Here is an 18,705-nt window from a genome sequence, read left to right as displayed (position 1 = left end):
CCGCACCGAGATGGTCTTCGAGGGCTCCAGCGCAGCGATCTCCCACACCGGGAAGGTCCGCTCCAACAACCAGGATTCCGGATACTCCGGCGCCAACCTGTTCGTCGTCGCGGACGGCATGGGCGGCCACGCCGGCGGAGACGTCGCCTCGACGCTGGCCATCGCGCGCATGGAGCCGCTCGACCACGCCTACGCCAGCACCGACGACGCGCAGGCCGAGCTGCAGGCGGCCGCCACCACCGCGGCCGCCGACCTCGTGCAGGCCTCGAAGGAGCGACCTGAGCTCGCCGGCCTCGGCACCACGCTGTGCGCGGTCGTGATGGTCGACGACCATGCGGTCATCGGGCACATCGGCGACTCGCGCATCTATCTGTACCGTGACGACGCCCTCACACAGATCACCACCGACCACACCTTCGTGCAGCGTCTGGTCGACTCGGGCCGCATCACGGTCGAAGAGGCCCGCTACCACCCGCGCCGCTCGGTGCTCATGCGCGTGCTCAGCGACATGGACATCGCCCCCGACCTCGACATGTTCGTCATGCCGACCAGGCCCGGCGACCGCTGGCTGCTGTGCTCCGACGGGCTGTCCGGCGTCGTCGACGACGAGCACATCACGAAGGCGATGCGACTCGGCCTCGCCCCGGGGCGCACGGCCGACAACCTGCTCAAGCAGGCACTCGACGGCGGCGCTCCCGACAATGTCACGATCGTTCTCGTCGACGTGGGCGGTGCGCATCCGCTCTCGTCGGGCACCCCGACCATCGTCGGCGCCGCGTCGAACCCGTCCGAGCTGCCGGTGCCGGCACCGCGGCCCTCGCTCACCGGCTGGCTGCACCCTGTGCTGCAGGCCGCGAACGAGCCCAGCCACTTCGAGCCCGACTCCGATGACTTCTTCGAGGAGATCATCGAGGAGGATCGGCGTCGTGCGCGCCGGCGCCGCTTGGCGTGGCTGTTCGCGCTGTTCCTCGCCGTTCTCGCCCTCGTCGGCGCCGGATTCCTCGCCTACAACTGGACGCAGACGCGGTACTTCGTCGGAGCCGACGACGACAGCGTCGTCATCTACCGCGGCGTGCAGCAGAGCATCGGTCCGTTCTCGCTGTCGACAGAGGTGAAGGACACGGGCATCCTGCTCGCCGACCTGCAGTCGTACCAGCGCTCGTCGGTCGAGCGGACCATCAATGCCCGCTCGCTCGCCGACGCCGAGGCGATCACCGATCGCCTCGCGAAGATGGTGCTGCCCGCTGAGCCGCCGCAGCCCTCGCCCACCCCCACCCCGACCACGGAGGTGCCGACGCCATGACCGCCGTCTCGGCCGACACCAGCGTGCTGAAGGCCCTCAAGAAGATCCGGATGCCGCAGAAGCAGCGCAACCGGGAATTCTGGCTGCTGCTGTTCGCGGTGCTCATCTCGGGCGCATCGCTCACCCTCGTGCAGCTCGGGGCCCTCGGCACGATCGATCCGATGATCCTCGCGATCGGCGGGGGGCTGGCCGTGCTCGTGTTCGCGCTGCACGTGGTGCTGCGCGTGGTGGCATCCGATGCCGACCCGTTCGTCCTGCCCATCGCGACGGTGCTCTCCGGACTCGGCATCGCGATGATCTATCGCATCGACATCGCCAAGAAGTACACCGGCTGGGAGATGTTCTCGACCAAGCAGCTCGCCTGGACGGCGATCTCGCTGGCAGGCGCTATCGCGATCGTCATCGCCCTGCGCAATTACCGTGTGCTCTACCGGTTCACCTACATCTCCGGCCTCGCCGGGATCGTGCTGCTGATCCTGCCCTTCATCCCCGGCCTGCGCGCCCGCGGCGTGAACGCCGACGTGTGGGTGTCGATCGGCGGCATCTTCTCGTTCCAGCCCGGCGAGCTGGCGAAGATCTGCCTGGCGATCTTCTTCGCCGGGTACCTCGTCCGCACCCGCGAGAGCCTCAGCTCGGTGGGCAAGCGGGCCCTGGGCATCACCTGGCCGCGCATGCGCGAGCTCGGTCCGGTGCTCGTCGTGTGGCTGCTCTCGCTGCTGATCATCGTCACGCAGCGCGACCTCGGCACCGGAGTGCTCATCTTCGGCATGTTCATCGCCATGCTCTACGTCGCCACGGGCAAGACCAGCTGGGTGCTCATCGGACTGGCGGGCGTCGGAGTCGGCGTGTTCCTCGCGACCCGCCTGCTCTCGTATGTGCAGGGCCGGTTCAGGAACTGGCTCGACGCGTTCAACCCCGATGTGATCTCTCAAGACGGCGGCAGCTTCCAGCTCGTCGAGGGCATCTTCGGCCTCGCCCACGGCGGCCTGATCGGCACCGGATGGGGTCAGGGACGCCCGCAGATCACGCCGCTGGCGCACAGCGACTACATCATCCCCAGCCTCGGTGAAGAGCTCGGCATCGTCGGGCTGTTCGCGATCCTCTGCCTGTACATGGTGTTCGTCAGCCGGGGTCTGCGCATCGGGATGGCAGGGCAGGACGACTTCGGCAAGCTGCTCGCCGCCGGCCTGTCGTTCACGATCGCACTGCAGGTGTTCATCATGGTCGGCGGCGTCACCCGCGTGATCCCGCTGACCGGTCTGACCACCCCGTTCCTGGCCGCCGGCGGATCGTCGCTGGTGGCCAACTGGCTCATCGTCGCCCTGCTGCTGCGCATCAGCGACGCCGTGCGCCGCCAGCCCAGGGTGGTGATCGGCTGATGACCAGAGAATTGAGACGTCTGAGCTTCGTGATCCTCGCGATGTTCCTGTCGCTGTTCGCCGCGACGAGCTGGATCCAGGTGGTCGACGCCGACCGCCTGGCGCAGAATCCCGCGAACACGCGCACGCGACTGGACAGCTACCAGATCCAGCGCGGATCGATCATCGTCGACGGCACCGCCATCGCCACCTCGGTGGCGGCCGACGACCGCTACCAGTACCAGCGGGTGTACAGCGATCCGGCGCTGTGGGCGCCGATCACCGGCTACTACAATCCCGTGCTCGACTCGCGGACGGGCATCGAGCGCGCCCTCAACTCCGACCTGTCGGGAACCGGCTCCAACGCGTTCTTCGGCGAGATCGAGCGCATCCTCTCCGGCCAGCCGCAGCAGGGTCTCAGCGTCGAGCTGACGATGGACCCGCGTGCGCAGAAGGCGGCGTACGACGCGATGCAGGGCCTGCAGGGCGCCGTCGTGGCCATCGAGCCGGCGACCGGCCGCGTGCTCGCGATGGTCTCGACCCCCGGGTTCGACACGAACGCCCTCGCCGCGCACGACCCGGATGCCGTGGAGGCCGAGTACGACCGCCTGGCGGCCGATCCCAGCAAGCCGCTGTACAACCGCGCCATCGGCGGCAACCTGAACCCGCCCGGCTCGACGTTCAAGGTCGTCGTGGCGGCCGCGGCACTGGCATCCGGTGAGTGGACCCTCGACTCGACCTTCCCCAATCCCGCCCGCTACACGCTGCCCGGCACCACCACCACCGTCTCGAACGCCTGGGGCGGCGCCTGCGGCGACGGCGAGACCACCACCCTGGCGCAGGCGCTGAAGCTCAGCTGCAACATCCCGATGGCCGAGCTCGCCGTCGAGCTCGGCGACAAGCGCATCCGCGAGATGGCCGAGAAGTTCGGTTTCAACACCGACCTCGAGATCCCGCTGGCCGTCACGCCGTCGAGCTATCCGTCGGGGCTCAGCGACGACGCGACCGGCCTCACCGGCTTCGGTCAGGGCAAGGTCACCGCGACTCCGCTGACGATCGCGATGGTCGCCGCCGGAGTGGCCAATGACGGCACGGTGATGAAGCCGCGGATGGTGGATGCCGTGATCGGCGACGACTTCGCCGTGCACAGGCAGTTCGACGACGAGGCGTTCGCGCAGGCTCTCGACCCCGAGACGGCCGACGCGTTGACCGCGGTGCTGGTCGAGGGCGTCGAGTCGGGCGCCGCGACGGGTGCAAGAATAGACGGCGTCGATGTCGCCGGGAAGACGGGCACGGCGGAGAACGGCGGCAAGCCGTACACGCTGTGGTTCACAGGATTCGCGCCTGCGGAGGATCCGCAGGTCGCGGTGGCAGTCGTCGTCGAAGACGGCGGTGGAAGAGGCACATCGGGCAGCGGCAATGCGATCGCCGCTCCGATTGCCAAAAAGGTCATAGAGGCGGTGCTGGGCAGATGAGGCCGACGCAGGGTGTGTCGTTCGGAGGACGCTACGAGCTGTTGTCGCGGATTGCGATCGGCGGCATGGGCGAGGTGTGGGAGGCGACCGATCACGTGATCGGTCGCACCGTCGCCATCAAGATCCTCAAGGACGAGTACATGGGCGATCCGGGCTTCCTCGAGCGCTTCCGCGCCGAAGCCCGTCACGCCGCTCTCGTCAACCACGAGGGCATCGCCAGCGTGTTCGACTACGGCGAGGAGAACGGCTCGGCCTTCCTCGTCATGGAGCTCGTGCCCGGCGAGGCGCTGTCGACCATCCTCGAGCGCGACGGTGCGCTGAGTGCCGACAAGACCCTCGACATCGTGGCGCAGACAGCCTCGGCGCTGCAGGCGGCGCACGCGGCCGGTCTCGTGCACCGCGACATAAAGCCCGGCAACCTGCTGATCACACCCGACGGGCGCGTGAAGATCACCGACTTCGGCATCGCACGCATCGCCGACCAGGTGCCGCTGACAGCCACCGGTCAGGTCATGGGCACCGTGCAGTACCTCTCGCCCGAGCAGGCCTCGGGGCACGCGGCGTCGCCCGCGACCGACGTGTACTCGCTCGGCATCGTCGCGTACGAGTGCCTTGCGGGCAAGCGGCCGTTCACCGGTGAGTCGCAGGTGGCCATCGCCATGGCGCAGATCAACGAGCAGCCGCCGCCGCTGCCGGATTCGGTGCCCGTGCCGGTGCGCAACCTCGTCATGGCGATGATCGCCAAGAAGCCGTCCGACCGCCCGTCGTCGGCGGCGACCGTCTCGCGCGCAGCCCAGGCGCTGCGTCGCGGCGACCTGAACTCGGCGGCGATCGCCGTGCCGGCCATCGCCGGAGCCGGTGTGGCGGATGCCGATGACGCCACGCGCATCCTGACCGGGATGGGCGGCGAGGAGGCCACGCGCATCCTGCCGACCACTGCGCAGCTGCCCTCCGGTGCCGCCGTCGCCTCGACGACGACCACCGAGCCGGAGGAGCAGAAGAAGCGCAAGCGCAGCCCATGGACGTGGCCGCTGATCGCCCTGATCGCGCTGCTCGTGCTCGTGCTCGGCGGCACGCTGGTCGCCATGCTGAGCAACCAGGACGAGGCCCAGCCGGCTTCGTCGTCATCCGCACCCGCCAAGCCGAAGCCCAAGCCGAGTTCGGCCACCCCGAGCGCACCCGAGAAGGCTCTCGTCAATGTCGGCGACCTCGCTCTCGTCGACCGCCCCTGCGACGAGGCGAAGCAGGTGCTGGTCGACGCCGGCCTGCAGGGCGAGTGCGTCGCGGGCAACACCGCCGCCCCCTCCCCCGACCGCGAGGGCTGGGTGCAGAGCGTCAGCGAGTCGGGCAACGTCGAAGAGGGCACTCTGATCACCCTCACGACGTACAAGGCCGCGGTGAGCATCCCGGCCCCGTCGTCTGCGCCGAGCCTCAGCGGCACGCCCACCGCTGGCGCGACGGTCACGCTGAACTGGACGAACTTCGAGTGCCCGTCCGGTGTGCCGGCGCTGTCGGCGTACGAGGTCAAGCTCACCAACGCGACCTTCGACGACGGCAACGCGGATCGTACGTTCGCTCGTGGGCAGCTCAGCGCCCCCATCACGATCACGGGCATCCCGGGCGCGACGGTGACGGCCAGCTACGTGGCTTACTGCGGAAACGACATGCCCTCCCCGCGCTCCCCGCAGATGGAGAAGCAGATCCAGGCGGCCGCGACGCCGACCCCGCCCGCCGGCGGGGGTGGCGACGCCGAGGGCTCAGCTCCCACGCAGTAATCTGGGGGGGATCGTCGGAGAGGTCTGAGGGGAGTCGTCTGTGTCGCCAGAGCCGCGCATCATCGCCGGTCGCTACCGTGTCGATGAGGTCATCGGGCAAGGCGGCATGGCCAGCGTGCACCGCGGCTACGACCTGACCCTGGGTCGAGAGGTCGCCATCAAGATCCTCGACCCCGAACTGGCGCGCGACACCGCGTTCCGCACCCGCTTCCGTCTCGAGGCCCAGGCCGCGTCGCGCATGTCGCACCCCTCGATCGTGCGCGTGTACGACGCCGGCGACCCCTCGACAGGCTCAGGGACCGCCTCGAGCGGCTCGGATGCGCAGAAGTCCGGTGAGCAGAGCGAGCCGTACATCGTCATGGAGCTCGTGCGGGGCACCCTGCTGAAGGACATCATCGCGAAGGGCCCGCTCCCCGTCGCCGACGCGATCCGCTACGAGGACGGCATCCTCGAGGCGCTCGAGTACTCGCACCGCGCCGGCGTCGTGCACCGCGACATCAAGCCCGGCAACGTGATGATCACCGACAAGGGCACCGTCAAGGTGATGGACTTCGGCATCGCCCGCGCCGTGTCGGACTCGTCGTCGACCGTGGCTGAGACGACGCAGATCCTCGGCACCGCCGCGTACTTCTCCCCCGAGCAGGCGAAAGGCGAGGCGGTCGACGCGCGCACCGACCTCTACTCGGCCGGAGTCGTGCTGTACGAGATGCTCACGGGTCGTCAGCCGTTCCGCGGCGACTCCCCCGTGGCCGTCGCGTACCAGCACGTCAGCGAGACGCCGCTGCCGCCGACCGAGGTCGACGAGCAGCTGCCCCGGTCGATGGATGCCATCGTGCTGCGGGCCCTCGCGAAAGACCCGTATCAGCGGTTCCCCGACGCGGGATCGTTCCGGCTGGCTCTCAAGGCCCTCTCCGACGGCCACGCGCCGACCAAGCGCGACATCGGCGCGCTCACCAGCGAGCTCTACGGGCCCAACCCGCGGCAGGCGCAGGAGACCGCACGCTCACTGCGCCAGCTGAGCACCGACACCACGATGACCCGCACCCAGTCCGGCCCGCCGGTCGCGTGGATCTGGGCCGGGGTCGCGCTGCTCGCCGTGCTGCTCATCTCAGTGCTGATTTGGGTGGTCACCCTCGCCATGCAGCCGAACGACGTGCCGACGACATCGGTGACCGTGCCGAACCTCGTCAATCTCACGGCCGACGAAGCCGAGGAGGCCCTGCAGGAGCGAGGGCTGATCCCCGACATGCGCGAGGAGTCGAGCATCGACTTCGACGAGGGCCGCGTCATCCGCTCGGCGCCCACAACGGGCGCGAAGCTGACCGCGGGCACCTCGGTGATCGTGTATGTCTCGAGGGGCATCGACACGGTCGAGATGCCCATCGTCGAGGGCCTCTCGCAGGATGCCGCGAAGCAGGTGCTCGAGGAGGCACGGCTCGAACTCGGCACGGTGCGGCCGCAGAACGACAAGGACGCTCAGGCCGGAACAGTGCTCAGCGCCAGCGAAGAGGCCGGAGCTCAGGTCGCCCCGGGCACGGTCGTCGATCTGGTCATCGCCAACGGCCAGGTCACCCTCGAAGACATGACCGGCTTCTCGATGGAAGCCGCGAAAGGTCAGCTCGAGAAGCTGGGCCTCGAGGCCGAGCCGGTCGAGCTCGGTCCATGCGCCGACGGACAGACGCCGAACGTCGTCGCCTCGATGTCGAAAGCGCCGGGCGAAGTGCCGATCCACTCCACGGTCGAGCTGCGCTACTGCGTGCCGCCGGCCGGCTGACGACGGCTCGCGCTCGACGCCACAGACGAGAGCCAGTTGCCGAGCAGGCGGTGCCCGTGATCGGTCAGCACGCTCTCGGGGTGGAACTGCACCCCGAGAATCGGCAGCGTCTTGTGCTCGACCGCCATGATCGTGCCGTGCTCGGCGCGAGCGGTGACGCGCAGCGTCGGCGGCAGAGTCGCATCATCGAGGGCGAGCGAGTGATAGCGTCCCGCCGCGAACGGTGAGGGGATGCCGTCGAACAGGGCTGATCCGTCGTGGCTCACCTGCGAGACCATGCCGTGCATCAGCTCAGGGGCGGCTCCCACCGCGCCGCCGAAGGCCTCGCCGATCGCCTGATGACCGAGGCAGACACCGAGCAGCGGCATCCCCGTCTCGGCCGCGAGATGCACGACGGCGATCGACGCGCCCGCATCGGCCGGTGCGCCCGGCCCGGGAGAGATCATCACCGCGTCGTGAGCGCGAAGGCGCTCCCGCCAATGACGGATCACCTCGGCATCCGGAACTGCGCCTGCGGCATCCGCCTCCACCATTACCACCTCTGCACCCAGCTCACAGAGGTAGCCGATGAGGGTGTGCACGAAGCTGTCGTGGTTGTCGACCACGAGCACCCTCGGTGTCACTGCAGGTCCACCTCGCCGGGGGTGATCAGCGGGCTGATCCAGGGGAACACATGGAAGAACAGCGCGTAGAGCGCGGCCGCAACCAGCAGGAGGACGATGAGCAGGCGCATCCACCACGGACCGGGCAGGAGGCGCCAGAGGGCTGCGTACATCAGCGGACTCCTTCGGCAGACGGACTGGCTTCCTCGACGGATGCGAGCGACGCGGGCGGTCCCTCAGCGCGCGGCTGGAAGCTCTCGAACACGCCGTACGCCACGATGCGCTCCGCCAGCGAGTACAGCGGCGAGCACGCGGTGAGCGTGATGAACCGATCCGAAGGAGCTGCCTCCGGCATCTGCGGCACGTCGAGCAGCACGTCCCCCGCGGACGGCTTCACATACTGCAGGTTGCGGAACCGGTACGTGTACCAGCCGCCTTGCGTCTCGACGACGATCGCGTCGTCGAGCCTCAGCTTGTCGATGCGGTTGAACGGCTTGCCCCAGGTCGTGCGGTGACCGGCGAGAGAGAAGTTGCCGACCTCTCCTGGCATCTTCGACTGCTCGTAGAGGCCGATGCCGATCCGGTCGAGCGTCCGCTCGCGCGACGTGCCGCCGGCGATGTGCACGTTGTAGTCGTCACCGAAGCGCGGGATGCGCATGTTCGCGAACACCTCCGCATCCGCCGGGTGCGCCAGCACGGGCGGCTCGTATACCGTCTCGTCGCCCTGCTGCACGACCGGTGGCGGTTCGGGAGGCGGGACCTGCGCCCACTGCTCGGAGAGCTCGGCGCCCTTCGCGTTGTTCTCGGCGCCGATGATCAGATCGCCGATCCACATCTGCCACGACACGAACAGCAACACCAGCACGCCCGCGGTGAGCAGCAGCTCGCCGAGCACACTGGCGAAAGTCGCGCGGGAGCGACGACGGGCCGGTTTCGAGCGCCGCGACGGGGCCTGAGACGTCGCGAACGCATGCATAGGGGAAGTCTATTCGCCCGGCTAGAATGATGCGCATGGCACGTGACCGCAATCCTGAAGAACCCGCCGTCGAGCGTCCCGAGGGCGATGCCGCCCCGAACGCCGTGTGGTTCAAGCCCGTCATGGTCGGCTTCATGCTGCTCGGCCTGGCGTGGATCCTCGTCTACTACATCTCCGGCTCGCGCTTCCCCATCCCCGGTCTCGACTCGTGGAATCTCGGGATCGGCCTGGGGATCGCCCTCATCGGTTTCCTGATGACGACGCGCTGGCGCTGACACTCCAGCCGGCGCGGGCCGACGAGCCCGTACTCGACGCCTCCTCACCCTGTGGTGAGGGGGCGTCTCGCTTTCCCCAGGTGGTTGTTAACAACCTCCTCCACCTGTGAATAACACCGGTGTAATTCTCCCCAGGTGTGGACAGCCCTGTGGATAACCGCGGGGAATACTGTGCAGAGCGGTGTGGAGAGCCTGTGCAGAGGATGTGCAGAACCGCACTGCCCGCCTCTCGGGTGGCGTCAGAACAGGTTGCGCAGCACGACCGGAGTCACCAGGAAGGCGACGGCCAGAAGCGCGATCGTGAGCACCCCGAGCAGCAGGATCTGGACGAGACGCTGCGACTGACGGCGGGTGCGGGCGAAGATCAGGCCGACCAGAGCGCCGACCGCCGCTCCGCCGATGTGCGCCTGCCAGGCGATGTTCAGCGTCTGGATGAAGCCGATCGCCAGGTTGATGGCGAGGATCACGAGGATGCCGCGGATATTGGCGCCGATGTGGCGGCCTATCACCAGAAGCGCACCCATCAGGGCGAAGATCCCGCCCGAGGCGCCGACCGTGGCGGCGAGCGGATCGAATACGGCCATCGCCACCGAGCCGCCGAGGCCGCCGATGAGATACAGGGCGACGAATCTCCACCGTCCGAGCAGCGGCTCGAGACTGCGACCGATCATCCACAGCGCGAGCATGTTCAGCAGGAAGTGCGTGATGCCCGAGTGCACGAGCATCGTCGTCAGCAGCCGCCAGGGTTGGAACGAGAAGTCGCCGCCGAACATGTCGGGGAACAGGTAGGGCGCGGCGAAGAGCAGGGTCCGGTCGATGATCGGGCCGAGCAGCAGCTGCAGCACCCCGACGACCGCGGTCACGCCGATGATCGCGTACGTCGCGATCGGCTTCGAGGAGTCGACGCCGGAGCGCCAGGCCCGGTGGGCGCGGCGCTGCGCGGGCGTCTGCGCCTTGCGGTCGGCCTTCATGCACTCCGGGCAGATGACGCCGACGGGCGCCTGGGTCTGGCAGTCGGCGCAGATGGTGCGCGTGCAGCGCTGGCAGAGCACGAAGCTCTGCCGATCCGGATGCCGGTAGCAGAAGTTCTCGCGGTTGCGCGTGAAATCAGGAGAGGTCATCCGGATCGGCTCGAGCGGTCGTGTCTCAGTTGGCGACGATGTCGACCGAGTGCAGCACGACGTCCTCGACGGGACGGTCCTGCGCGCCGGTGCGCACCTTGGCGATCTCATCGACGACGGCCTTGGACGCGTCATCGGCGACGGCGCCGAAGATCGTGTGCTTGCCCTGCAGCCACGGGGTCGGGTCGGTCGTGATGAAGAACTGCGAGCCGTTGGTGCCCTCGGCCTGGCCCGTGATGGCGTTGCGGCGCAGACCGGCGTTCGCCATGGCGAGCACGTACGGGTCGTTGAAGTTCAGCTCGGGGTGGATCTCGTCGTTGAAGTTGTAGCCCGGACCGCCGATGCCCTGACCGAGCGGGTCGCCGCCCTGGATCATGAAGTTGGGGATGATGCGGTGGAAGATGACGTCCTTGTACAGCGGGCCCTCGCCCGGCTTGCCGGTGGCGGGGTGCGTCCACGCCTTCGAGCCGTCGGCGAGGCCGACGAAGTTGGCGACCGTGTTCGGAGCGTGGTCGCCGAACAGGTTGATGACGATGTCACCGTGGTTGGTGTGGAGGGTTGCGACGTGAGATGCGTGTGGCATGGCTCCATTGTCGCAGAGCCCTCCTGTGCGGGCGCGGCGTATTGTCTCGTTTCCGCGCGCCGACCGCCAGACTCTGCTCCAATTCAGTGTGTTGTGGTTGGATGATCAGCGGAACGGACATCGACCGACCGACGGGAGAGCAACGTGAATCTCAGCCGCAAGCGCAAGAAGGAACTGCGTCGACTTCAGCAGGACGCCGGACGACTCTGGGAGTCGCAGCAGGTTCTCGTCGGACACGCTGCCGACGTCGCCCGTGAGGCCGGACGCCAGCTGGGCAACTTCAACCGCGAACAGGTCATGCCCTCTGTGCACGACTCGTACGAGCGCCACCTCGCCCCCGCCGTCGACCGCGGCGTGAAGTTCGGCAAGCACGTCGTCGACCATCGGGTCGTTCCGGTCGTGGGCGGCGTCGTCGGCACCGCCCTCTCGGCGTGGGATGTCGCGAACAAGAAGCGCGCCGACCTCGGCTGGGGCCCCCGCCACGTCGCTCCGCAGAAGAAGAGCATGGGCTTCGGCTCGGTCGTCGCGATCGTGCTCGGCGTCGCCGCTGCGGTCGGCGTCGTCGCCGCCGCGTGGCAGGCGCTGCGCGCAGACGACGAGCTGTGGGTCGCCGACGACCCGCTGTCTCCGCCCAACGCGTGATCCACGCCGACCCGCATGAGCGGGTGCGTGCTGCTGCGGCCGCTCGAGGACTCGACATCGAGATCCGAGAGCGGCCGCAGGCGCGCAGTCTGCGCGAAGCAGCCGCGCTTCTCGGGCTGCAGCCGTCCGACATCGTGAAGACCCTCGTCGTGAAGACCTCCGCGACCGGCCCAGCGACGCGCCCTCGATACCTCTTCGCCCTGGTTCCCGGTGGGCGTTCCATCTCGTGGCCGAAGCTGCGTGCCGTCGTCGGCGTGAACAGGCTGCGCCTCCCCGAGCCCGAGCTCGCGCTGGAGGCGACAGGCTTCGAACGAGGCACGATCGTGCCGATCGGCAGCACCACCGACTGGCCCGTGTATGCCGACGAGACCATCGTCGGACGCCGCATCGCGATGGGCGCGGGTGCACACGGTTACAGCCTCTTCACCGAGGCCGACGACCTGATCCGCGCCTACGGCGCGACGGTCGCCGACATCTCCCAGCCCGAGCCGCCTGGCGACAGCCCCCGCTGACTCAGGCGGCGCCGTCGATCACGGTGTCGAGCACGCCGGCAGCGACCGCCGCGGTGTCCCGCCACGTCGGCAGGCGTGTGCCGGCGCGCGCAGCCGCCGCCGCGAGACGGGCGCGGTGCGCATGGTCGACGAGCAGCGGGCGCAGCGCGTCGGCGAACGCCGCGGGGTCATCGGGCGGCGCGAGCACACCGGCATCCGGTGGCACCGTGTCGGGAACCGCGCCCGTGCGACACGAGACGATGGGCAGGCCGTGGGCCAGCGCCTCGTCGAAGACGAGACCGTACCCCTCGTAACGGGTGGCGAGCGCGAACACGTCGGCTGCTCGGTAGAGGCGGTCGCGCTCGGCGCTGCTCACGGCGCCGGCCAGTCGCACCCGCGACTGCAGGCCCAGTCGCGCTGTCAGCCGGCGCAGCTCGGCGACGTACTCGGCGTCGCGCGGGGTGCCGGCGATCACCGCGCGCCAGGGCACATCGGCGAGATGCGCCAGTGCGCGCAACAGCACATCGTGTCCCTTGCGCGGGTGCTGGATGCCGATCGCCAGAACGAGCGGGGGCGCCACGTCGCCGGCGCGTCCCGGCGACGGATCGGGGGTCGCAGCGGGCGGTTCGGTGCCCGGCCGCGCGACGGTCACCCGATGGGCGGGAACGCCGTACTCGCCGATCAGGATGCGAGCGGTGTGCGGACTGGGAACGAGCACTCCGCGCAGCAGGGCCAGGTTGTCTCGCTCGGTGCGGTACAGATGCGCTCTGCGTGCGTCGTCGGGTCCCTCCTCGTGCGCGAGGGGGTGGTGCACGATTCCGACCATGGGCGCTGGGACCTTCGCGAGGGCTGCGGTGGGCATCGCACCGACCAGGAAACCGTCGAGGATGAGCGGCACCTCGCGATCGACTGCGGCGAGCGCCGTGGCCGCTTCAGCGAGATCGGCCGGGGTGGGCTCGGGGAAAGAGCCGCCGAGCGCGAGGTGGGCGACGTCGCGGCCGAGGTCGCGCAGACCCTCGAGCAGATTGCGTTCGTAGATGTAGCCGCCGGTCACCGTGTGCAGGTCGCCGGGCACAGCGAACACAGCCCGGCTCATCGCTGCTGCTCCGGGGCGTAGCGGCGCAGCACGCGAGATTCCACCGCTCCGACCAGTGCGTAGCCGAGCGCCGAGGCGGCTGTGACGAGCACCGTCGCCCCCGCGAGCAGGTCGTATCCCGAACGCGAGGCCGCCAGCGCCATGAGGTTGCCGATGCCTGTTCCGGTGGCCAGCCACTCCACCACGGTCACGGCGAGCACGGCCGCCGGGACGCTCATCCGCGCGGCGGCGAAGAAGCTCGGCAGCATCGCGGGTACGCGCACGCGCCGCAGGGCGGTGAGGTCGGATGCCCCGTAGCTGCGCAGCACGTCCAGTGCCTGCCCCGGTGCCTGGCGCAGGCCCTGCAGGCAGGCGATGAGCGTGGGGAAGAAGACCATGATCGCCACGAGGACGATGCCGCCGAGCGGTCCTCGACCGAGCAGCAGCACCACGAGGGGCGCGGTGGTGACGATGGGAACGGCGCGCAGGGCGATGGCGAGGGGCATGCTCACCGCTGCGATGCGAGGGGCGAGCACGAGCAGCATCGCCAGCCCCGCGCCGACGGCGAGGCCGGCGAGATAGCCGGGCACCGTGAGTGCGGCCGTCTGGCCGAGAGCCGCGACAAGGGTGTCGCGGATCGCTCCCTGGTCGTCTGCGCCGACGAGCACGCGGCCGACGTCGACCGGCGTGCGGGCGAAGAACGGATTCAGCCCGGTGACGATGATGCCGCCCCACCACAGCACCAGGATCACGACGACGAAGCCGGCGGCGGATGCCATCGCGCCGCGCACCCGGTGCGCGGCCGAGGCCGGCGGGCGCGGCGTGGCCAGGATGAGCGGCGGCGGACCCGCGTGCATCCGGCGACCGACCGCACCGACGAGCGCGTACGCGAGCACCGAGACCACGGTGGCGACGGTCGCGATCGCCCAGGTCAGCTGAACGTCGAGGTCACGCGCAGCACGCACCGTCAGCACCCCGAGACCGCTCTCGGCGCCGGTGAACTCCCCCACCATCGCGCCGAGGAACGCCGCTGGTGCGGCGATCTGCAGCCCCGCGACCAGGTAGGGCAGGCTGGCGCGCGCCCGGACGTGGCGCAGTGCCGCCGCTCGCCCCCGCCCGTAGCTTCGGACGAGATCGAACCAGCCGGCCGGGGCCGCCCGCAGACCGACCAGCACCGGGATCATGGTGGTGTAGTAGACCGCGAGCGCGGCGAGGGCGATCTGCGGGCCGTCGTCCGGGCCGAGCATCACCCGCAGCACCGGCCCGGTCGCCACCAGCGGAAGACAGAAGACGACCAGTGCCACCGTGCTGACCACCGGCTGGGTGCGCGGCAGGACGACAGCGAGCGCGGCTAGGGCGACGGCGGCGAGATTGCCGACGACGAAGCCGATCAGCGCCGTGGTCCCGGTGACCCTCAGCGCGCGCAGCAGCAGTCCGGCGTCGTCCTTCAGCGTGATCAGGATCTCGCTCGGCGCGGCCAGCACGTACGCGCCGGCGAGCAGGCGCGCCACGCCCTCCCAGACCAGCACGACCGCGACCACCGCGAGAAGCGTCCGCAGCCGGCGCCCTGTCGCGTCATGACGGGCGCTCATGCGGCAGTCGTACCCCGCGAGCGGGCGAGCGCGAGCGTCACCTCGTCTACGAGCGCCTCGAATGCCGGGGTGCGGACGATCTGCCCCGCCCTGGGATGTGGCAGATCGACGATCACGTCGTGGACGACGCGGGCCGGGCGCGGGCTGAGCACGACGATCCGGTCGGCGAGTCGCACGGCCTCGACGATCGAGTGGGTGACCAGGAGCGTCGTCGCACCACCCTCGCGCCAGAGCGGTGGCAGGTCGGCGAGCAGATCCTGACGGGTCAGCTCGTCGACCGCGCCGAACGGCTCATCGAGCAGGAGCAGCCGCGGGCGCGTCACCAGCGCACGCGCGATCGCCGCGCGCTGACGCATCCCGCCCGACAGTTCGGCGGGGCGCGAGTCGCCGAATCCGTGCAGTCCCACCAGGGCGATGAGTCGGTCGACGGCATCCGGATCGGCGGGACGACGCGCCAGCTGCAGGGCGAGAGCGATGTTGCTCCGCACGGTGCGCCACGGCAGCAGGGACGGATCCTGGAACGCCACTGCCAGCTCGCCGCGCCCGGCCACCACTGCCGGTGGCGCGTCGTCGATGACGACTCGGCCGCTGCTGGGGTGCTCGAGGCCGGCGACGAGGCGCAGCAGGGTGGACTTGCCGCAGCCCGACGGTCCGACAAGAGCAGTGGTCTGCCCCGCGGTCAAGATCAGATCGGTGGGGGCGAGCACCTCAAGATCGCCGAATGATCTGCTCGCCTCCGCGAGATGGACGATCGGCGGCTCAGTCACCGTGGATCTGCTCCAGAATCGACCGGTCCCACAGGTCGGCATCGACGTCTCGGCCCAGCAGCGCCAACGTCTTGCGGTTGGCCTCGACGGTCTCGTCGGTCCACCACCCGAAGCCGTTCTCATCGGTGAGGTCGGAGAACATCAGCGGCACCTGGCGCTCGGCCTGCAGTCGCTGCACCTCGCGGTCGAGCCCCGCATCGGGGAACATCTTCAGGGTGAGTTCGGCGGCCGCATCCGTGTCTTTGCGGTACTGCTCCCAGCCGCGGATCTCACCGGTCATCAGCGTCACCAGCTCGTCGCGTCGCTCGGCGAGGCTCTGCTCGGTGGCGATGTAGGTCTGCGAGTGCAGCGCGTAGCCGTGGTCGGCCATGAGCATGGTCACGGCTTCGACGCCCTGCACCGCCATCGCCACGGGCAGATCGGTCTCCCAGCACAGCAGGCAGTCGACTTCACCCGCCAGCAGCGGCTGCGCGGAGTACTGCGTGGGTACGACCTGGATGCGGTCGATGTCGACGTCGTTCAGGGTGCACAGCGTCTCGAGCACCGGAGTGTTCGCGGTCGCCATGCCGATGCGCAGGCCTTCCAGGTCCTTTGGCTCGTTCACCGGCTTCGCCGGCAGCGACGCGATCACGAACGGGTTCTTCTGCATGGCGACGCCGATGATCTTGAACGGCGCCCCCTCGGCCACCGCCGCGGCGGTGTAGTCGGCTGCGGATATGCCGATCAGCGCCGCTCCCGACACGACCGGCGGTTCGACGGGTGCGTTCGGGCCGCCCTGCAGCAGGCTGACCTCGAGGTTCTTCCACCAGCCGCGGTCGAGGGCGATGTAGCTGCCGGCGAACTGCACCGAGTGCAGCCACGAGAGCTGCAGAGCGGCCTGGGCGGGATCGCCGGCCGACGAACGGCCGCCGCCGGGGGCTCTGCAGGCGACGGCGCCGAGACCGATCATGCCGAGCATCCCGGCGCTGAGAAGCGTGCGACGTGAGAGCACGGGTGTGTGACGCAGGTCGTTCATGGGATCTCCTGGTGTTCGGGGCGGGTCATCGGTTCGGCGGCGGTGCGGGTGCTGCATGCATCGTCCGCATGGTGGGTGTGTGCCTCGCGGTGCGTCGACCGGCGACGCCGCGCCCACAGGGCGCCGATCCCGGGCACGGCGGCGAACAGGGCGGTCAGGCCGAAGGCGATGCTGACGGCCAGCGACTGCGATGCGCTGATGCCGGCGATGGGCAGCAGCGCCACCGCGGCGCCCTCGCGCACGCCCCATCCCGCGATCGAGACGGGGATGAGCATGGCCAGCAGCACGACCGGCACGACGGTGACGACCGCCGCGAAGCTCAACGGCGCCCTGACCGCGAGCGCGCAGCAGGCGAAGGCGCCGAGCACGCAGCTCGCCGTCGCCGCAGCGAGCGCAATCTGCTGCCACGGTGCGGCACCGAGGCTGCGGCGCAGCGACTTCGCGGCCCGAGCCAGCCGCCCCGAGCCCGTCCGTCGAGAGCGCAGAGCGACGAGCACGGCGAGCGTCGCGATCCACGCGAGGGGAATCAGCACGGCGAGAGCCGACAGCACGGGGCGAGGCCAGTCGATCGGGGTGCCGACGACGAGCGTGCCCACGAATCCGGCGGTGAGCACGACGAGCATCGCGAACTGCCCGATCGTCCGCTCGACGACGACCGCGCCGGTCGCGGCGGCCACTCCGGCATCGTGGCGCGAGCGCGCAGCACGGCCGACGTCGCCCAGAACGCCACCGGGAACGGTGGTGTTCACCAGCTGCGCGAGGAAGTACTCGCCGATCGCCCGCCGGGCACCCAGCCGGATACCGAGCGGCGCGGCGGTCAGGCGCCAGCGCAGCGCGCTGAGCACGGTCAGCGCCATGAGCAGCGCCGCCGCGAGCGACAGCCATCCGAGGTGCGCTCCGCGCACGAGGTCGAGGGCGGACGCGCCGCCCGCGACGCGCCAGACGAGCAGCAGCAGTGCGACGGCCGCGGCGATCTGCAGCACTCGCACCGGCCAGCGGCGCGCGAATCGCCGCGTTCGCGGATCAGCGGCCGCGCTCATGACGGCACCCGGCGTCGCCGGAGCGCGCGCACGTCGACACCGAAAGACCAGGCGAGCGAGAGTCCGGCCGCCGCCACCAGCCCGATCGCGAGCGGAGCGGGCAGGATCGGCAGCTGCAGCGCGAGCAGCGCGATCAGCTGCACCACGCACACCACTTTGCGGCTGTAGCGCTCGTCGAGTGGGCCGTTGAGCCAGGGAGCGACGACGGCCGCGATCGCGAACAGATACCTGGGCAGGCCGAGCAGCAGGGCGATCGCCCCGGCGGGGCCGTGCATGGCGAGCAGCGCGAGCACCAGACCGAAGGCCGCATCGACCTCCATGTCGAAAGACGCACCGAATGCCGAGACGGTTCGCTGACGGCGCGCGAGGTAGCCGTCGACGCCGTCGAGGATCAGAGCGATCGTGCCGGCCCCGAGGGTGAGCACGACGGCCACGTCCGCAAACGAGTCGAAGGCGGCCACGACGCCCAGCAGCAGCGCTACCACGGCCATTCGAATCACGGTGACGACGTTCGCCGCACCGAGTCGGCGGTGCGGGTGACGCCGCGACAGCAGCACTGCGAAGAGCGCCGTGGCCACGGCGAACGACGTGCCCGCCGTGAGCAGTCCTGCGGCCGGCATTCCGAGCGAGTGCGCGAGTGTCAGCATCCCGATCATGCTCAGTGCGCCGACCGCCAGGAAGCGGCCTACAGGTGCGAGCCGTGCAGGGCGACGGCCGTCTCGACGACCGTGCCCGCGATCGGCTCTGCCCTGCCGGCGACCGTCGGATTCCGGCCGGCGGCCGAGCATCCCAGCGGGTGCGGCAGCCATGCTCGCACGATATCAGCGCGCGGCGCTGTCGC

General features: G+C 69.8%; 19 protein-coding genes. 8 read left to right on the top strand and 11 right to left on the bottom strand.

The genetic code is table 11. The features are described from left to right. Positions 1 to 10 precede the first annotated feature (10 nt). From V2S05_RS10110 to pknB, 5 genes are read left to right on the top strand one after another with little or no spacing between them, the layout of a single operon-like run. Positions 11 to 1,303: a PP2C family protein-serine/threonine phosphatase gene (locus V2S05_RS10110; RefSeq protein ID WP_271638986.1), complete on the top strand. Its 1,293-nt coding sequence runs from the start codon at positions 11 to 13 to the stop codon at positions 1,301 to 1,303. Continuing rightward, positions 1,300 to 2,682, top strand: a complete 1,383-nt coding sequence (locus V2S05_RS10105; RefSeq protein WP_413635026.1) for an FtsW/RodA/SpoVE family cell cycle protein — start codon at positions 1,300 to 1,302, stop codon at positions 2,680 to 2,682. Before V2S05_RS10110 ends, V2S05_RS10105 begins: the two co-directional genes overlap by 4 nt. Continuing rightward, positions 2,682 to 4,136 carry a peptidoglycan D,D-transpeptidase FtsI family protein gene (locus tag V2S05_RS10100; RefSeq protein WP_271638988.1) on the top strand — a complete coding sequence of 485 codons (1,455 nt, stop codon included), beginning with the start codon at positions 2,682 to 2,684 and terminating at the stop codon, positions 4,134 to 4,136. The genes V2S05_RS10105 and V2S05_RS10100 overlap by 1 nt, the downstream gene beginning before the upstream one ends. Further along, positions 4,133 to 5,911, top strand: coding sequence for a serine/threonine-protein kinase (locus tag V2S05_RS10095; protein ID WP_413635025.1), 1,779 nt, complete (start codon positions 4,133 to 4,135; stop codon positions 5,909 to 5,911). The genes V2S05_RS10100 and V2S05_RS10095 overlap by 4 nt, the downstream gene beginning before the upstream one ends. Before the next feature lie 40 nt (positions 5,912 to 5,951). Further along, positions 5,952 to 7,685, top strand: a complete 1,734-nt coding sequence (pknB, locus tag V2S05_RS10090) for a Stk1 family PASTA domain-containing Ser/Thr kinase (RefSeq protein ID WP_413635023.1) — start codon at positions 5,952 to 5,954, stop codon at positions 7,683 to 7,685. Here pknB and V2S05_RS10085 read toward each other — a convergent pair. Genes V2S05_RS10085 through V2S05_RS10075 form a run of 3 tightly spaced genes read right to left on the bottom strand, consistent with a single transcriptional unit; the run spans position 7,661 to position 9,263 of the window. Continuing rightward, complete coding sequence (locus V2S05_RS10085; protein WP_413635021.1) at positions 7,661 to 8,308, bottom strand: anthranilate synthase component II; 648 nt, start codon at positions 8,306 to 8,308, stop codon at positions 7,661 to 7,663. The two genes, pknB and V2S05_RS10085, sit on opposite strands and share 25 nt — an antisense overlap. Then, complete coding sequence (locus V2S05_RS10080; protein ID WP_413635019.1) at positions 8,305 to 8,460, bottom strand: hypothetical protein; 156 nt, start codon at positions 8,458 to 8,460, stop codon at positions 8,305 to 8,307. Before V2S05_RS10080 ends, V2S05_RS10085 begins: the two co-directional genes overlap by 4 nt. Beyond that, entirely contained in the window at positions 8,460 to 9,263 is an 804-nt protein-coding gene (locus tag V2S05_RS10075) for a class E sortase (RefSeq protein WP_413635017.1), read from the bottom strand. The genes V2S05_RS10080 and V2S05_RS10075 overlap by 1 nt, the downstream gene beginning before the upstream one ends. Positions 9,264 to 9,298: 35 nt before the next feature. On the opposite strand from V2S05_RS10075, the gene V2S05_RS10070 reads away from it, so the two are divergent. After that, positions 9,299 to 9,538: a cell division protein CrgA gene (locus tag V2S05_RS10070; RefSeq protein WP_071642807.1), complete on the top strand. Its 240-nt coding sequence runs from the start codon at positions 9,299 to 9,301 to the stop codon at positions 9,536 to 9,538. 239 nt (positions 9,539 to 9,777) lie between these two features. Here the strand turns inward: V2S05_RS10070 and V2S05_RS10065 are convergent, their stop codons facing one another. Together V2S05_RS10065 and V2S05_RS10060 are read right to left on the bottom strand one after the other, a co-directional pair. After that, positions 9,778 to 10,659 carry a rhomboid family intramembrane serine protease gene (locus V2S05_RS10065; RefSeq protein ID WP_413635015.1) on the bottom strand — a complete coding sequence of 294 codons (882 nt, stop codon included), beginning with the start codon at positions 10,657 to 10,659 and terminating at the stop codon, positions 9,778 to 9,780. Between the two features lie 25 nt (positions 10,660 to 10,684). Beyond that, entirely contained in the window at positions 10,685 to 11,242 is a 558-nt protein-coding gene (locus V2S05_RS10060; protein ID WP_413635014.1) for a peptidylprolyl isomerase, read from the bottom strand. Positions 11,243 to 11,386: 144 nt separating this feature from the next. Here V2S05_RS10060 and V2S05_RS10055 point away from each other — a divergent pair, with 144 nt between their 5' ends. Together V2S05_RS10055 and V2S05_RS10050 are read left to right on the top strand one after the other, a co-directional pair. Continuing rightward, positions 11,387 to 11,884 carry a DNA helicase gene (locus V2S05_RS10055; RefSeq protein ID WP_313480189.1) on the top strand — a complete coding sequence of 166 codons (498 nt, stop codon included), beginning with the start codon at positions 11,387 to 11,389 and terminating at the stop codon, positions 11,882 to 11,884. A gap of 23 nt (positions 11,885 to 11,907) precedes the next feature. Beyond that, on the top strand, positions 11,908 to 12,396 hold the full coding sequence (locus tag V2S05_RS10050) for an aminoacyl-tRNA deacylase (RefSeq protein ID WP_413635012.1): 489 nt from the start codon (positions 11,908 to 11,910) through the stop codon (positions 12,394 to 12,396). 1 nt (position 12,397) lies between these two features. Here V2S05_RS10050 and V2S05_RS10045 read toward each other — a convergent pair whose 3' ends face one another. Genes V2S05_RS10045 through V2S05_RS10020 form a run of 6 tightly spaced genes read right to left on the bottom strand, consistent with a single transcriptional unit; the run spans position 12,398 to position 18,673 of the window. Next, on the bottom strand, positions 12,398 to 13,471 hold the full coding sequence (locus V2S05_RS10045) for a glycosyltransferase family 4 protein (protein ID WP_413635011.1): 1,074 nt from the start codon (positions 13,469 to 13,471) through the stop codon (positions 12,398 to 12,400). Continuing rightward, positions 13,468 to 15,042, bottom strand: coding sequence for an ABC transporter permease (locus tag V2S05_RS10040; protein ID WP_413635009.1), 1,575 nt, complete (start codon positions 15,040 to 15,042; stop codon positions 13,468 to 13,470). The genes V2S05_RS10045 and V2S05_RS10040 overlap by 4 nt, the downstream gene beginning before the upstream one ends. Further along, positions 15,039 to 15,809, bottom strand: a complete 771-nt coding sequence (locus V2S05_RS10035) for an ABC transporter ATP-binding protein (RefSeq protein WP_413635008.1) — start codon at positions 15,807 to 15,809, stop codon at positions 15,039 to 15,041. The genes V2S05_RS10040 and V2S05_RS10035 overlap by 4 nt, the downstream gene beginning before the upstream one ends. Next, positions 15,802 to 16,824 (bottom strand): ABC transporter substrate-binding protein, encoded by a 1,023-nt coding sequence (locus tag V2S05_RS10030; protein ID WP_413635007.1) that lies wholly within the window; start codon positions 16,822 to 16,824, stop codon positions 15,802 to 15,804. The genes V2S05_RS10035 and V2S05_RS10030 overlap by 8 nt, the downstream gene beginning before the upstream one ends. Beyond that, entirely contained in the window at positions 16,821 to 17,864 is a 1,044-nt protein-coding gene (locus V2S05_RS10025) for a lysylphosphatidylglycerol synthase transmembrane domain-containing protein (RefSeq protein ID WP_413635006.1), read from the bottom strand. Before V2S05_RS10025 ends, V2S05_RS10030 begins: the two co-directional genes overlap by 4 nt. Next, positions 17,861 to 18,673, bottom strand: coding sequence for a CDP-alcohol phosphatidyltransferase family protein (locus V2S05_RS10020; RefSeq protein WP_413635005.1), 813 nt, complete (start codon positions 18,671 to 18,673; stop codon positions 17,861 to 17,863). Before V2S05_RS10020 ends, V2S05_RS10025 begins: the two co-directional genes overlap by 4 nt. Between the last annotated feature and the right edge of the window lie 32 nt (positions 18,674 to 18,705).

Origin of the sequence: Microbacterium sp. OR16, from assembly GCF_047306725.1 — a bacterium.
In the GTDB taxonomy this organism is placed as follows: Bacteria; Actinomycetota; Actinomycetes; order Actinomycetales; family Microbacteriaceae; genus Microbacterium.
This window is presented reverse-complemented; position numbering and strand designations above follow the sequence as displayed.